The sequence below is a fragment of the Streptomyces ferrugineus genome, from assembly GCF_015160855.1.
In the GTDB taxonomy this organism is placed as follows: Bacteria; Actinomycetota; Actinomycetes; order Streptomycetales; family Streptomycetaceae; genus Streptomyces; species Streptomyces ferrugineus.
In genome coordinates this window covers 5,639,191-5,652,896 of sequence record NZ_CP063373.1, presented here as the reverse complement: position 1 = coordinate 5,652,896, position 13,706 = coordinate 5,639,191, and the positions used below count along the sequence as shown (strand labels likewise).

The following is a 13,706-nucleotide window of genomic DNA, read 5'->3' as shown; positions in this document are numbered from 1 at the left end:
GGGTCAGGCTCCTCTCACGGCGAGGCGTTCGATCGCCGCCATCGGTACGGGCAACCAGTCGGGTCGGTGCCGGGCCTCGTACAGCACCTCGTACACGGCGCGGTCGGTCTCATAGGCACGGAGCAGCCCGTGCTTCTTGCGGGGGTCCCACCCGGCGCGGGTGGCATAGCCCGCGCAGTAGGCCTCCCGGCAGCGGCGCGCCCACTCCGGACGCCACGGGCGGCGCTGCCGGGCGGCGTAGTCGAAGGAGCGCAGCATGCCGGCGATGTCCCGCACGGGGGAGTGGACGCCGCGCCGCTCGGCGAGCGGGCGGGACGGTTCGCCCTCGAAGTCGATGACGAACCACTCCCGGCCGGCCCGCAGCACCTGCCCCAGGTGCAGGTCGCCGTGGATGCGCTGGGCGGACGGGCCGGGGGCGCAGGCGGCCAGCGCACCGAAGGCGGTGCGCAGACCGGGGACATGGGGCCGCAGCGCGGGGACGAAGTGCGCGGCGAGCTCGAGGCGTTCGGTCATCTCCGCCGCCGTACGGCCGTTCTCGGCGTGGGCCCGGGAGGGGAAGGCCGCCGCCAGCGCCAGATGCACCTCCGCCGTCGCCTGCCCCATCTCACGGGCCTCGGCGGTGAAGTCGTCGCCCGAGGCCAGCGCGTCCAGCGCCAGGGTCCAGCCGTCGGAGGCGTCCCGCAGGAACGGCTGGAGCACGCCCAGCGTCGCCTCCCACGGGTGCGTCGTACGGAACCAGGCCACCGGGGCCGGCACCCGGCCGCAGCCCTGCCCGGCGAGCGCGCCGGACAGCTCCAGGTCGGGATTGACGCCCGGCTGGATGCGCCGGAACAGCTTCAGGATGAACGCGTCGCCGTACACCAGCGAGGAGTTGGACTGCTCGGCGTCCAGCAGCCGGGGCACAAGGCCGGCCGGCAGCGACACGGAGGAGTCCGCCTCGAAGCGCAGCGGGCCCGCCGTGCCGGGGTGACGCAGCCGGTCCAGGAGCAGCTGGGCCGAACGGGGGTCCTGCAGCGCGTCGAACACCGTCAGACCGGCCAGCGGCCCCTCCTCCGCACGGCCGATGAGCGCCCGGCCGAGCCGCGGCGACAGGTGCTGCCGCACGCCCAGCAGCAGCTGGTAGCAGTCACCGGCCGGGGGAGCGCCGCCCGGTGCGGGCACCGCCGAGTGGCCGGCGTGCACCAGCAGATGCAGACAGCCCGGGAACAGCTCCGTCATCGACAGCAGCGCGAGGTCGGTGACGGGCCGGTCCTTGCCCGCGAACCAGCGCTGCCGCGGCAGCCACTCGCGCAGCAGCCCGGCCAGCGAGGCCATGGGGCTGGCGTCGACCGTACGGGTGGGTCGGGGATATGCGGTCTTCTGCATGGTGACGCGTCCTTTCCTCGGCACACGCTCGAAGCTCACGCTCAAAGTCGTCTGCCGATGCGGGATGCGACTCGGGTGAGCCGGAACCAGTAGAAGCCGTGGCCCCCGAGGGTCAGCAGATACGGCAGTTCGCCGATGGCCGGGAAACGCACCCCGCCGAACAGCTCGACCGGATGGCGTCCGCTGAACTCACGCAGGTCGAGCTCGGTCGGCTGCGCGAAGCGTGCGAAGTTGTGCACGCACAGCACCAGGTCGTCCTCGTACTCGCGCAGGAAGGCGAGCACGGCGGGGTTGGAGGATTGCAGCTCGGTGTAGGTGCCGAGTCCGAAGGCGGGGTTCTGCTTGCGGATCTCGATCATGCGCCGGGTCCAGTGCAGCAGGGAGGACGGCGAGGCCATGGACGCCTCGACGTTCGTCACCTGGTAGCCGTAGACCGGGTCCATGATGGTCGGCAGGCAGAGCCGTCCGGGGTCGCAGGTGGAGAAGCCGGCGTTGCGGTCCGGCGTCCACTGCATGGGGGTGCGGACGGCGTCGCGGTCGCCGAGCCAGATGTTGTCGCCCATGCCGATCTCGTCGCCGTAGTAGAGGATCGGGCTGCCCGGCAGGGAGAGCAGCAGGGCGGTGAAGAGTTCGATGGAATGACGGTCGTTGTCGAGCAGGGGGGCGAGGCGCCTGCGGATGCCGATGTTGGCGCGCATGCGGGGGTCCTTGGCGTATTCCGCCCACATGTAGTCGCGTTCCTCGTCGGTGACCATTTCCAGGGTCAGCTCGTCGTGGTTGCGCAGGAAGATGCCCCACTGGCAGCCGGAGGGAATGGCCGGCGTCTTGGCGAGGATTTCGGAGACGGGATAGCGGGATTCCCGCCGCACGGCCATGAAGATCCGCGGCATCACGGGGAAGTGGAACGCCATATGGCACTCGTCGCCGCCGCTGCGGTAGTCGCCGAAGTAGTCGACGACGTCCTCCGGCCACTGGTTCGCCTCCGCCAGCAGCACCGTGTCCGGATACATCGCGTCGATCTCACGGCGGACGCGCTTGAGGAATTCGTGCGTCGCGGGAAGGTTCTCGCAGTTCGTGCCTTCCTCGGCGTACAGATAGGGCACTGCGTCGAGCCGGAAGCCGTCGATGCCCAGATCCAGCCAGAAGCGCAGGGCGGCCAGGATCTCCTCCTGCACGGCCGGGTTCTCGTAGTTGAGATCCGGCTGGTGGGAGAAGAACCGGTGGAAGTAGTACTGCCCCCGGACCGGGTCGTACGTCCAGTTGGAGGGCTCGGTGTCGACGAAGATGATCCGGGCGTCGGCGTAGGCCTTGTCGTCGTCGGCCCATACGTAGTAGTCGCCGTAGGGCCCGTCGGGGTCCTTTCTCGACTCCTGGAACCACGGGTGCTGGTCGCTGGTGTGGTTCATGACGAAGTCGATGATGACGCGCATACCGCGCTGATGGGCGGCATCGGCGAATTCAACGAAGTCGGCGAGGTCGCCGAATTCGGGCAGGACCGAGGTGTAGTCGGAGACGTCGTAGCCGCCGTCCCGGAGCGGCGATTTGAAGAAGGGCGGCAGCCACAGGCAGTCGACGCCGAGCCATTGCAGGTAGTCGAGTTTGGCGGTCAGGCCTTTGAGGTCGCCGACGCCGTCGCCGTTGCTGTCCTGGAAGGAGCGGACCAGGACCTCGTAGAAGACGGCACGTTTGAACCAGTCGGGGTCACGATCCTTGGCAGGAGTGTCCTCGAACGTGTCGAGCACGGGTTCGTTGACGGTCATGACGCTCAGGACCCTCCGATCTGCGATGGCGATGCCTGGACGTGGAACACGTGCGCGGGCGCCCGGCCGGGCTCGAGACGTACGTAGTTGGTCCTGCCCCAGCGGTAGATCTCACCCGTCAGTTCGTCGTGCACGGACAGAGAGGCGTCCCAGTCCAGGCCGAGTTGCGGCATGTCCAACGAGACCGTGGCCTCCTGGGTGTGGTGGGGATCAAGGTTGGCGACCACCAGAACCGTGTCCGGACCAGTGCGTTTGCTGTACGCGATCAGCGCGTCGTTGTCGGTCCGGTGGAAGCGGAGGTTCCTGAGCCGATGCAGGGCCGGGTGGCACCTGCGGATGGCGTTGAGGCGGGTGAGCAGGGGGGTGATGGTGCGGCCCTCGCGTTCGGCGGTGTCCCAGTCGCGGGGGCGCAGCTGGTACTTCTCGGAGTCGAGGTATTCCTCGCTGCCGGGGCGCAGGGGGGTGTTCTCGCACAGTTCGTAGCCGCTGTAGATGCCCCAGGTGGGGGAGAGGGTGGCGGCCAGGACGGCGCGGACCTCGAAGGCGGGCCGGCCGCCGGTCTGCAGGAACTCGTGCAGGATGTCGGGGGTGTTGGCGAAGAAGTTCGGCCGCATGTAGGCCGCCGCCTCCCCCGACAGCTCGGTCAGGTACTCGGTCAGTTCCTGTTTGGTGTTGCGCCAGGTGAAGTAGGTGTAGGACTGCTGGAAGCCGGTCTGGGCCAGGGTGTGCATCATCGCGGGGCGGGTGAACGCCTCGGCCAGGAAGATCACGTCCGGGTCGGTGCGGTTGATGTCCGCGATCACCCGCTGCCAGAACAGCACCGGTTTGGTGTGCGGGTTGTCGACGCGGAAGATGCGCACCCCGTGGGCCATCCAGTGCCGCAGCACCCGCAGGGTCTCGGCGATCAGGCCGTCCAGGTCCGCGTCGAAGGCGATGGGATAGATGTCCTGGTACTTCTTCGGCGGGTTCTCCGCGTAGGCGATGGTGCCGTCGGGGCGGTGGTGGAACCACTCGGGGTGCTTGTCCACCCAGGGGTGATCCGGCGAGCACTGCAGGGCGAAGTCCAGGGCCACCTCCAGGCCCAGCTCACCCGCCCGCGCCACGAACCGGTCGAAGTCCTCGATCGTGCCGAGACCGGGGTGGATCGCGTCGTGGCCGCCCTCGGGGGAGCCGATCGCCCAGGGCACGCCGACGTCGTCGGGGCCGGCGGAGAGGGTGTTGTTGGGGCCCTTGCGGAAGGTGGTACCGATCGGGTGGATCGGCGGCAGGTAGACGACGTCGAAGCCCATGGCGGCGATGGCGGGCAGTCGGCGGGCGGCGGTGGTGAAGGTGCCGTGGGGGTGTTCGGGGGTGCCCTCGGAGCGGGGGAAGAACTCGTACCAGGAGCCGTACAGGGCCCGTTCGCGTTCCACCAGCAGCGGCAGCGGATCCGACGCGGTGACCAGATCCCGCAGCGGATACCTCCCCAACACCGCGTCGACGTTCGCCGCGAACGCCGCCGCCAGCCGTGACACCGGCGGCAGCGAGTCGTCCCGCAGCGCCTCCGAGGCGGCCAGCAGGGTCGCCCGCTCCGTCTCGTCGGGCACTCCGGCGGCGGCCCGCTCGTACAGTTCGCCGCCCTCCTCCAGGACCAGGCCGACGTCGATCCCGGCCGGGACCTTGATGCGGGCGGTGCGCCGCCACGTGGCCACCGGGTCGCTCCAGGCCTCCACATGGAACGTCCAGCGGCCCACCGCGGACGGAGTCACCTTGGCGCCCCAGCGGTCGGTGCCGGGGGCCAGTTCGTGCATCGGCGTCCACGGGCCGGGACGGCCGTCCGGGTCGGTCAGCACGACATTGGCGGCCACGGCGTCGTGGCCTTCACGGAACACCGTGGCGGTGACCTCGAAGGTCTCACCCGTGACGGCCTTCGCCGGATGCCTGCCGCACTCCACGGCCGGCTGTACGTCCCGTACCGGGATGCGCCCGATGGTCCCGGCGCCGGCACCGGCCCTGCTCTTGGTCCTGCCCATGGCTCACCTCCACCGTGCTCGAGGCCGGGCACGGGGCCCGGCCGGGGATTCGATCTGCGCCGGAAGCCGCCTACCTCCCGGCATGGAAACGTCGCCGCCGCGACCTCGGCGGCCCTCTGCGGGCGGAGACGCTCGCCGTGCGGGGCCGTTCGTCCTGCTCCTGCAGATAGGCGGCCGGAGTGATGCGCAGAAAGCGCTCCGCGGCGTCCGCGGCCTCACGGGCGCAGCGCTTTCCCATCAGCACACAGAGGGTGTAGCCGGTGTCCTCGAAGGTGGCGCGCACCGTGAGGTCGGCCGGGGCCGCGAGCATGGCTCGTTCCCAGGCCCGGTATCGCCGCAGTTGCCGGGCGACTTCGGCTTTGGCCGGTAGCAGCATGGCCCCGCTCACCTTCCGGGCTCGATGACGCGTCTCCCGACCGTCGGGCGGAACCCGTGCGCGCACACGCACGGGTTCCGTTACGGGCATCGAGGTCTTCACACATGGTGCACGGTCGGCGACTCTCCGTCCTGTTGGATCTTCAACCACCTCAGATGTGTCCTCCTGTTGCACGAATGGCGCACCACCCCCACCCTGGAGTGACTCAGAAGCGATCGGCGCTCACGCTCCGTGCTCGGGGCCCGTCCCGCAGGGGCGAGGAGAGCGGGAGCTTTCGCGGTGAGGAGGTAACGACGGTGAAGACCGCAGTGCCCTGCTACTACCACCTCGATGTGGAAGTCAGCCCCGAACGGGTGGGTCAGGTCAGCCGAATTCTGGCCGCTCACCTCAGGTACTGGGACCTGGAGACCCTCGTCGAACCCGTCCGACACGGCACGGAGATGCTGCTGCGGGCCATCGACGAGCACGCCACGGACAAGAACACCTCGATCGAGATGTGGTGGAACGGCCAGCACCTCATCACCGCCATCGGTGACAACGACCGCGCCCTGCGCCCGGACCACGAGCTGCGCGCCTGCCTTCAGCACCTCGCCGCGATGAGCGACGGATGGGGCTGCTGCGCCACCGAGTCCGGCAGCAAGGTCATCTGGTTCTCGCAGCGCGCCCGCGCCGGCGAACGCGCCCCGCTCGTGCCGCCCGCGCCCGCGCCCAACCTGCGGGAGGCGCTTCAGGTGCCACGGGAGGCGCCGGCCACGGCCGTCGCCGACGCGGCGGGTACCCGGGACGGCGTCCTCCAGGAGGCCCTGTGACAGCGCGAAAGCGCAGCAAAGGGGTGCCCGCGTGGAGCGGGCACCCCTACCCGTTGGGCGCCGCCTTCGACGGCCAGGGCACCAACTTCGCCCTGTTCAGCGAGGTCGCCGAGCGTGTCGAGCTCGTCCTCGTCGACGACCGGGGCCGGCACGGCGTGGTCCCGCTGACCGAGGTCGACGGCTTCGTGTGGCACGGCTATCTGCCCGGCGTCGGCCCGGGACAGCGCTACGGCTATCGGGTGCACGGCCCCTGGGACCCGGGCCTCGGCCACCGGTGCAATCCGGCGAAGCTGCTGCTCGACCCGTACAGCCGGGCCGTCGACGGCCAGGTCGACAACCACGCCTCCCTCTTCGAGCGCACCCCGGGCGGCCCCTCCCCGGCGGACAGCGCCGGGCACACCATGCTCGGCGTAGTGACCGAGCCGTACTTCGACTGGGGCGACGACCGCCCGCCCGGACGACCGTACGCCGACACCGTCATCTACGAGGCGCACGTACGGGGCCTGACCCGCAAGCACCCCGACATCCCGCCGGAGCTGCGCGGCACCTACGCAGGGCTGGCGCACCCCGCGATCGTCGAGCACCTCACCTCCCTCGGTGTGACCGCCATCGAGCTGATGCCGGTGCACCAGTACGTCCAGGACGGCGTCCTCCTCGACCGCGGCCTGTCCAACTACTGGGGCTACAACACGATCGGCTTCTTCGCCCCGCACAACGCCTACGCCGCCCACGGCACCCGCGGCCAGCAGGTCAACGAGTTCAAGGCGATGGTGAAGGCGCTGCACGCGGCCGGCCTCGAAGTGATCCTGGACGTGGTCTACAACCACACCGCCGAGGGCAACGAGCGCGGCCCGACCCTGTCCTTCCGCGGCATCGACAACGCCTCGTACTACCGCCTGGTGGACGGCGACTGGGCGCACTACTACGACACCACCGGCACCGGCAACAGCCTGCTGATGCGCCACCCCTATGTGCTCCAGCTGATCATGGACTCGCTGCGCTACTGGGTCACCGAGATGCACGTCGACGGTTTCCGCTTCGACCTCGCGGCCACGCTGGCCCGACAGTTCCACGAGGTGGACCGGCTCTCGGCGTTCTTCGACCTGATCCAGCAGGACCCCGTGATCAGCCGCGTCAAGCTGATCGCCGAGCCGTGGGACGTCGGCGAGGGCGGCTACCAGGTGGGCAACTTCCCGCCGCTGTGGTCGGAGTGGAACGGCAGGTACCGGGACGCCGTACGGGACTTCTGGCGCGCCGAGCCCGGTTCGCTCGGCGAGTTCGCCTCCCGGCTGACCGGCTCCGCCGACCTGTACGCGCACAGCCGGCGCCGCCCGCGTGCCAGTGTCAACTTCGTGACCGCGCACGACGGTTTCACCCTGCGCGACCTCGTCTCCTACAACGACAAGCACAATGAGGCCAACGGCGAGGGCAACCGGGACGGCGAGAGCCACAACCGGTCCTGGAACTGCGGCGCCGAGGGCGCGACCCGCGACCCGGCCGTGCTCGCGCTGCGCGCCCGTCAGCAGCGCAACTTCCTCGCCACGCTGCTGCTGTCACAGGGCATCCCGATGCTCGGCCACGGCGACGAACTCGGCCGCACCCAGCGCGGCAACAACAACGCCTACTGCCAGGACAACGAGGTCTCCTGGGTCGACTGGCGGCTCACCGACGACCAGCGGGCTCTGGCCGACTTCACCCGCTACGTCATCGCCCTGCGCGCCGCCCACCCCGTCCTGCGCCGCCGCCGCTTCTTCCAGGGCGAGACCCCGACCCACCCCGACCAGCCGCTGCCCGACCTGGTCTGGTTCCTGCCCGACGGACGCGAGATGACCCCCGACGACTGGCACCGCGCCGAGGCCCACTCGGTGGCCGCCTTCCTCAACGGCGAGGCCATCGCCCAACCCGACCCGTGCGGCCGCCCCGTGGTCGACGACTCCTTCCTCCTCCTGCTCAACGCCTACTGGGAGCCGGTGGAGTTCCAGCTCCCGGACAGCACCTACGGCGAACGCTGGACGACCCTGATCGACACGTCCGAACAGCAGGGCCCGCCGGACGAGCAGGAACACAAGGCGGCCGCCGCTCTCCTCATCGAACGCCGCAGCCTGGTGCTGCTGTCGAGACCGCCGCGCGCGACATCCTGAAAGGGGCTCGGGGCAACCTACCGCTCGCGCCGCGAGGTCACGGTGAACTGCGCCCCGTCCGGATCCCGCAGCACCGCTTCCTCGCTGACCTTGGACAGCACGCTTCCCCCGTGCAGCTCCGCGGCGCGCGCACACTCCGCCACGTCCGCGACGGCGAAGTGCACCTGCCAGTGCGGTCGAATCGTGGGATCCGGCGCGGCCCCCAGCGCCCCCGACTCGATCCGCGCCACGACGTCGCCCCCACTGCGCAGCACGACCTCGCCGCCCTCGTAGTGGACCTCGCAGCAGCCGGGCCGCTCCGACGCCCAGTCGAAGACCTCGCCGTAGAACATGGCGGCGTCGAACGCGTCCCGGGTGTGCAGCCGGATGAACGTCGGCGCGGCGCGACGCCAGGTCTCCCAGTTGGAGATGAGCTCCCCCTCCCAGATGCCGAACGTCGCCCCGTCCCGGTCGGCGAGCAGCGCCGCCCGTCCCGGCGGCAGGGAGAGCGGCCCGACGGCCGCGGTGCCGCCGCGTTCCTGCACCCGGGCCACGGCCTCGTCCGCACTGGGCACGGCGAAGTAGGGCGTCCAGGCCACGGCCATCTGCCACATCGAGGCGACCGCGGCGATGCCGGCCACCGGCACTCTCTGCGCCAGCGCGATCCGGAAGGGGTCCCCGAGCTTGGCCGGCCTCCAGCGCCAGCCCAGGACGGCCGTGTAGAACTCCTGGGTGGCTTCCAGGTCCCGGCTGGTCAGGCTCACCCAGCAAGGTGCGCCGAAGACGGAGTGTGTGGACACGACGTCGGCCGTGCCCCTGGTGGTTCTCGCATCGTTCATGGCAGTCGCGTCCTGGTCTCGCCCGGCCGGCGGGCCACCGGTCTGCTCCCAGTGTCCAGCCGGATTCGCTCAGGGGCCTGTCGAGTACCCCCGCCGTTGCGCCGAAACGGCCGATCTCGGTCCTCGCGTTTCACTGGCACCCGACCGGTCAAGAGGCGAGGATGGAGGCGTGGCATCGGTACCGAACGACCGTCCTGACGAGACCGACCGGATTCTCGAGCTGGAGGAAGAGGTCGACCAGCTCAAGGAGGCGGTGGCCTCGCACGCCGTCGTGGACCAGGCGATCGGCATGGTCGTGGCGCTGGGCAGGGTGGCCCCGGACGCGGGATGGGCGGTCCTGAAGGACGTCTCCCAGCACACGAACATCAAGCTGCGCCGGGTCGCGGAGCTGATCATCACCTGGGGCCGCGGCGGCAGGATGCCGCCGGAGATCCGCGTCGAACTCGAAGAGGCCCTCGAACGCCACGGCCCGACGCAGATCCCGGAGTCCCCCCAGGAGTGACGGCACGGGCAGGCCGTACGCGGGCCGCCCGACTCAGCGCACCTCGGCCAGCAGTTCCTCCCGAAGCTGGGCGAAGCAGCCGCTCAGCAGCCGCGAGACATGCATCTGCGAGATCCCGAGTTGCAGCGCGATGCGGCTCTGTGTCATCCCGCCGAAGAAGCGGAGGTACAGGATCGTGCGCTCGCGTTCCGGGAGCCGTTGCAGACACGGTCTGACGGACACGCGGTCGACGACGACCTCGTACGCCGGGTCCGGATCGCCGATCGCGTCCCCCAGCGCGTAGCCGTCCGTGCCGGGCATCTCCGCCTCCAGCGACAGCGCGGAGAAGCACTCCAGCGCTTCCATCCCGGTGCGCACCTCGCTCTCGCTGAGCTGCGCGTGCTCGGCTATCTCGGCGACCGTGGGTGTGCGGCCCGGGGTGCGCTGCGACAGCTCCTTGGCGGAGTTGCGCACGCGATTGCGCAGGTCCTGGACCCGGCGCGGCACATGCAGGGTCCACATGTGGTCACGGAAGTGCCGCTTGATCTCGCCGGTGATGGTGGGCACCGCGTACGCCTCGAAGGCGTGGCCGCGGGCCGGGTCGTAGTGGTCGACGGCCTTCACCAGCCCCAGGGCGGCCACCTGGTACAGGTCCTCGAGGGACTCGCCACGGCCCTTGAACCGTACGGCGATCCGCTCGGCCATGGGCAACCAGGCCTGAACCAGTTCGTCCCTGAGTGCCTTGCGTTCGGCCCCCTCGGGCAGTGCGGCGATCCGGTCGAAGGCCTCGGCGGTGTCGGGGGCGTCGTCATGCGGGTGCTGCTTCGTTCTGGCTGCGGTGGCACACATCCGTGTGCACCTCCCTCAGCAGGTGCTCGGGTTCTCACGGATGTGCCTCCGGTCCGAAGCACATATCGACATATTCCCCCTATCCAAGAACCAGAAACGCATTTCGTGAATACCACTACGTGTCGCCGTCGGGTGACTGTCCGTCCGCGCCGGAAGGGAAGGCGGAGCGCCTCGCTGATCTTGCTGGGGAACGTGATGTGCGGCACGTGGGTGAACGCGGCCGCGCGGCCGGAAGGCGGATCCTTCCTGCCCACGGCTTGATCGGTGATCAAGCGGGCGAATGGGCTGGCCACAGCGCATTCTGCTCATTTGACAGTGCGCTGAGCGCGAAGATAGACAGCAGCTCTCTGGGTCGAGAGGTGGACTGTGTACGAGCCGAACGTGGTCGGGGACTGGCACGAGTACGACGAGCATGCCGGTCTGCGTGTCCGCGTCCACCGTCTGGAAGCCGCCGAGCCGCCGCGCGGACGGGACGAGGCCGCCGAGGGGCTGACGTACTTCAGGGTCCGTGTCACCGTCGAGAACCGCGGTGAGAGGCACCTGGGCATCCACCTCGAGGACGGCCAGATCGACGTGCGGATCGGCAGCGACGGCGAGGCCGCGTTCATCGACTGGCGCAACTCGCAGTTCATCGAGGGCTTCGACGTCTACCCGCTGCGCCGGGCCACCGCCGTGCTGTACGCGGCGGGCCCGGAGGCGAGCCTGAGCCAGGTCGATGTGCAGATCCAGCTGCGGGTCGAGGAGGAGTGGGCCGACCGCCGGCTGTGGACCGGCGGCCTGGGCCTTCAGGAGACGGTCGGCGTCCACGCCGCCACCCTGCGGGACGGCCTCGCGCTCCAGATCAGCGACTTCCTGCGGGAGCAGGCCGAAGAGGGCACCGCCTGACGCGCGACCGTCCCGGTGCCCGGCGGCTCAGTGCGGGATGCCGTCGATGATCTCGCGGGCGCCCTGACGCAGCAGCGCCACCGCGACCGACGTACCCAGCGTGGCCGGGTCCAGCCGGCCCGCCCACTCGTGGGCGTTCAGCCGCGTCTTGCCGTCCGGGGTGAACACACACGCCCGCAGGGACAACTCGCCGCCGCGGTCCACGCGCGCGAACCCGGCGATGGGGCTGTTGCAGTGCCCCTGCAGCACGTGCAGGAACATGCGCTCGGCGGTGGCCTCCCGATAGGTGTCCGGGTCGCCGAGTCCGCTGACCGCGTCGATGAGCTCGCTGTCGCCCTCCCGGCACTGCAGCGCGAGGATGCCCGCGCCGATGGGCGGCATTAGCGCCTCGGGCGAGAGGACCTCGCTGATCACGTCGGTGCGGCCGATGCGCTCCAGGCCGGCCACCGCCAGCAGCAGCGCGTCGGCCTCGCCGGCCGCGAGCTTCTCCAGCCGCCGGTTGGCGTTGCCGCGGAACGGCACGCACTCCAGCTCCGGATGGGTGGCGGCCAGCTGCGCGACCCGGCGCACCGAGGAGGTGCCGATCCGGGTGCCGGCCGGCAGCTCGTCCAGCGTCAGCCCGCCGGGGTGGATCAGGGCGTCACGGATGTCGTCCCGCTTCAGGAACGCGGCGAACGTCGTCCCCGCGGGCAGCGGCCGGTCGGCGGGGATGTCCTTGACGCAGTGCACGGCGAGATCGGCCTCGCCCGCCAGCAGCGCCGCGTCCACCTCCTTGGTGAACGCGCCCTTGCCCTCGACCTTGGAAAGATCGCCCATCCACTTGTCACCGGTCGTCTTCACCGGCACGACCTCGGTGCGCACACCCGGGTGCAGGGCCGCCAACTCGGCGCGGACACGCTCCACTTGGGCGAGCGCCATCGGCGAGTCGCGGGAGACGATACGGATCAGTTCAGGCACGGACATGCGGACACGATAGACCGTCACAGCCGAGCGTCCGTACGGTACCGGTCGATTCCCACCGCCTTCCCGCGCTCCGACCACAGCAGGACCGCGAGCGCCCCCACCGTCAACAGGCCCCCGGCCAGGAACGTGCCGCGCACCCCGGTGGCGGGCAGCAGCGCGCCGCCGAGGAACGCACCCGCGGCGATCCCCACGTTGTAGACGGCCGAGTTGGCCGCGAGGGCGGTCTCGGTGCGGCCCGGCGCCACCTGGAGCACCCGGCTCTGCGTCGCCATGAAGGCGGGCGCGACCGAGAAGCCCAGCAGCATGATCAGCACGACGCTCGCCACCGGGACATGGCCCGCGGCGTACAGGCCGAGCAGCGCCACCGCCTGGCCCGCCACCGGCACGGCCAGGGTGGCGCGCGGGAAGCGGTCGAGCAGTGGCCCGGTCACGGTGACCCCGGCCAGCGCCGCCCCACCGAACGCGAACAGCACCGCACTCACCGCGTCCGCGCCGAACCCGCTCACCTCGTCGAGGAAGGCGACGACATAGGTGAACCCGGCGAAGGCACCCGTCACCGAAAGGGTGGTCACCGTCAGCACGACACGGAACCCGCGCCGGTCGGGGGCGGCGCCGTACGCGGAATGGCCGTCCTGCGGACGGGACGACGGCAGCAGGACGCCGATGGTCACGAGCGAGAGCAGCGCGAGCAGACCGAGCACCGCGAACGGCGTCCGCCACTCCGTGTGTCCGCCCAGCCAGGTCCCCGCCGGGACCCCGGCCACCGTGGCCAGCGAGCCCCCGACGGACAGCAGTCCGATGACCCGCCCGCGACGCTCCGGTGGGAACAGCCCGACCGCGACCGGCCCCATCACCGCCCAGAACAACGCCTGCCCCAGCGCCGTCGCCACCCGCGCCGCCAGCAGCCCCCCGTACGACACCCCGCCCAGCGCCGACACCCAGCTCGCCACGGCGAGCAGGCCCAGAATCCCCGTCAGCAGATACCGGCGCGGCACCGACCGGGTGACATGGGCGAGCGGCAGCGACGCGACGGCCACGGTCAGGCCGTACCCGGTGACCAGGGCGCCCACGGCGGTCAGCGACACCCGCAGGTCGTCCGCCATGAGGGCGAGCAGGCCGACCGGGAGGTTCTCGGTGGTGTTGAAGGTGAACGCCGCCAGCATCAGCGCCGCGACGACGGCGGCACGCCGCCAGGGTGCCGGACCCACGCTTGCCATCCAACCGCCTTTCCGTGAGGGGGAGTCGGG

The 13,706-nt window shown here is 70.6% G+C and carries 12 protein-coding genes; 4 read left to right on the top strand and 8 right to left on the bottom strand.

Going from position 1 to position 13,706, the window contains the following annotated elements:
- Positions 1–3: 3 nt before the first annotated feature.
- The 4 genes from IM697_RS25520 to IM697_RS25505 all read right to left on the bottom strand — a co-directional run bounded on the left by IM697_RS25520 (position 4) and on the right by IM697_RS25505 (position 5,513).
- Complete coding sequence (locus tag IM697_RS25520; RefSeq protein ID WP_194038435.1) at positions 4–1,365, bottom strand: maltokinase N-terminal cap-like domain-containing protein; 1,362 nt, start codon at positions 1,363–1,365, stop codon at positions 4–6.
- A 41-nt stretch (positions 1,366–1,406) separates the two neighbouring features.
- The gene (gene treS, locus IM697_RS25515; protein WP_194038434.1) at positions 1,407–3,125 is read right to left on the bottom strand and encodes a maltose alpha-D-glucosyltransferase; all 1,719 of its coding nucleotides are present in this window, start codon (positions 3,123–3,125) and stop codon (positions 1,407–1,409) included.
- Between the two features lie 5 nt (positions 3,126–3,130).
- Positions 3,131–5,137, bottom strand: coding sequence for an alpha-1,4-glucan--maltose-1-phosphate maltosyltransferase (locus IM697_RS25510; RefSeq protein WP_194038433.1), 2,007 nt, complete (start codon positions 5,135–5,137; stop codon positions 3,131–3,133).
- A gap of 70 nt (positions 5,138–5,207) precedes the next feature.
- Complete coding sequence (locus tag IM697_RS25505) at positions 5,208–5,513, bottom strand: DUF5133 domain-containing protein (RefSeq protein WP_194038432.1); 306 nt, start codon at positions 5,511–5,513, stop codon at positions 5,208–5,210.
- Positions 5,514–5,809: 296 nt separating this feature from the next.
- Here IM697_RS25505 and IM697_RS25500 point away from each other — a divergent pair, with 296 nt between their 5' ends.
- Both IM697_RS25500 and glgX read left to right on the top strand, forming a co-directional pair.
- Complete coding sequence (locus IM697_RS25500; protein WP_194038431.1) at positions 5,810–6,322, top strand: pep a2; 513 nt, start codon at positions 5,810–5,812, stop codon at positions 6,320–6,322.
- Positions 6,319–8,463 carry a glycogen debranching protein GlgX gene (glgX, locus tag IM697_RS25495; protein ID WP_194038430.1) on the top strand — a complete coding sequence of 715 codons (2,145 nt, stop codon included), beginning with the start codon at positions 6,319–6,321 and terminating at the stop codon, positions 8,461–8,463. The genes IM697_RS25500 and glgX overlap by 4 nt, the downstream gene beginning before the upstream one ends.
- Positions 8,464–8,480: 17 nt before the next feature.
- Here the strand turns inward: glgX and IM697_RS25490 are convergent, their stop codons facing one another.
- Complete coding sequence (locus IM697_RS25490; protein ID WP_194038429.1) at positions 8,481–9,281, bottom strand: VOC family protein; 801 nt, start codon at positions 9,279–9,281, stop codon at positions 8,481–8,483.
- Between the two features lie 169 nt (positions 9,282–9,450).
- On the opposite strand from IM697_RS25490, the gene IM697_RS25485 reads away from it, so the two are divergent.
- The gene (locus IM697_RS25485) at positions 9,451–9,783 is read left to right on the top strand and encodes an ANTAR domain-containing protein (RefSeq protein WP_194038428.1); all 333 of its coding nucleotides are present in this window, start codon (positions 9,451–9,453) and stop codon (positions 9,781–9,783) included.
- A 33-nt stretch (positions 9,784–9,816) separates the two neighbouring features.
- Here the strand turns inward: IM697_RS25485 and IM697_RS25480 are convergent, their stop codons facing one another.
- Positions 9,817–10,611: an RNA polymerase sigma factor SigF gene (locus tag IM697_RS25480; RefSeq protein ID WP_194038427.1), complete on the bottom strand. Its 795-nt coding sequence runs from the start codon at positions 10,609–10,611 to the stop codon at positions 9,817–9,819.
- 366 nt (positions 10,612–10,977) lie between these two features.
- Between IM697_RS25480 and IM697_RS25475 the strand changes: the two genes are divergently transcribed.
- The gene (locus IM697_RS25475) at positions 10,978–11,496 is read left to right on the top strand and encodes a hypothetical protein (RefSeq protein ID WP_194038426.1); all 519 of its coding nucleotides are present in this window, start codon (positions 10,978–10,980) and stop codon (positions 11,494–11,496) included.
- A gap of 27 nt (positions 11,497–11,523) precedes the next feature.
- Here IM697_RS25475 and hemC read toward each other — a convergent pair whose 3' ends face one another.
- Complete coding sequence (hemC, locus tag IM697_RS25470; RefSeq protein WP_194038425.1) at positions 11,524–12,459, bottom strand: hydroxymethylbilane synthase; 936 nt, start codon at positions 12,457–12,459, stop codon at positions 11,524–11,526.
- A 17-nt stretch (positions 12,460–12,476) separates the two neighbouring features.
- Positions 12,477–13,676 (bottom strand): MFS transporter, encoded by a 1,200-nt coding sequence (locus IM697_RS25465; RefSeq protein ID WP_194038424.1) that lies wholly within the window; start codon positions 13,674–13,676, stop codon positions 12,477–12,479.
- Positions 13,677–13,706 lie beyond the last annotated feature (30 nt).

What these genes read in the sequence shown, in the direction of transcription:
- IM697_RS25520 (WP_194038435.1), bottom strand. Translation starts at nt 1,365, where the DNA reads ATGCAGAAGACCGCATATCCCCGACCCACCCGTACGGTCGACGCCAGC.
- treS (WP_194038434.1), bottom strand. Translation starts at nt 3,125, where the DNA reads ATGACCGTCAACGAACCCGTGCTCGACACGTTCGAGGACACTCCTGCC.
- IM697_RS25510 (WP_194038433.1), bottom strand. Translation starts at nt 5,137, where the DNA reads ATGGGCAGGACCAAGAGCAGGGCCGGTGCCGGCGCCGGGACCATCGGG.
- IM697_RS25505 (WP_194038432.1), bottom strand. Translation starts at nt 5,513, where the DNA reads ATGCTGCTACCGGCCAAAGCCGAAGTCGCCCGGCAACTGCGGCGATAC.
- IM697_RS25490 (WP_194038429.1), bottom strand. Translation starts at nt 9,281, where the DNA reads ATGAACGATGCGAGAACCACCAGGGGCACGGCCGACGTCGTGTCCACA.
- IM697_RS25480 (WP_194038427.1), bottom strand. Translation starts at nt 10,611, where the DNA reads ATGTGTGCCACCGCAGCCAGAACGAAGCAGCACCCGCATGACGACGCC.
- hemC (WP_194038425.1), bottom strand. Translation starts at nt 12,459, where the DNA reads ATGTCCGTGCCTGAACTGATCCGTATCGTCTCCCGCGACTCGCCGATG.
- IM697_RS25465 (WP_194038424.1), bottom strand. Translation starts at nt 13,676, where the DNA reads ATGGCAAGCGTGGGTCCGGCACCCTGGCGGCGTGCCGCCGTCGTCGCG.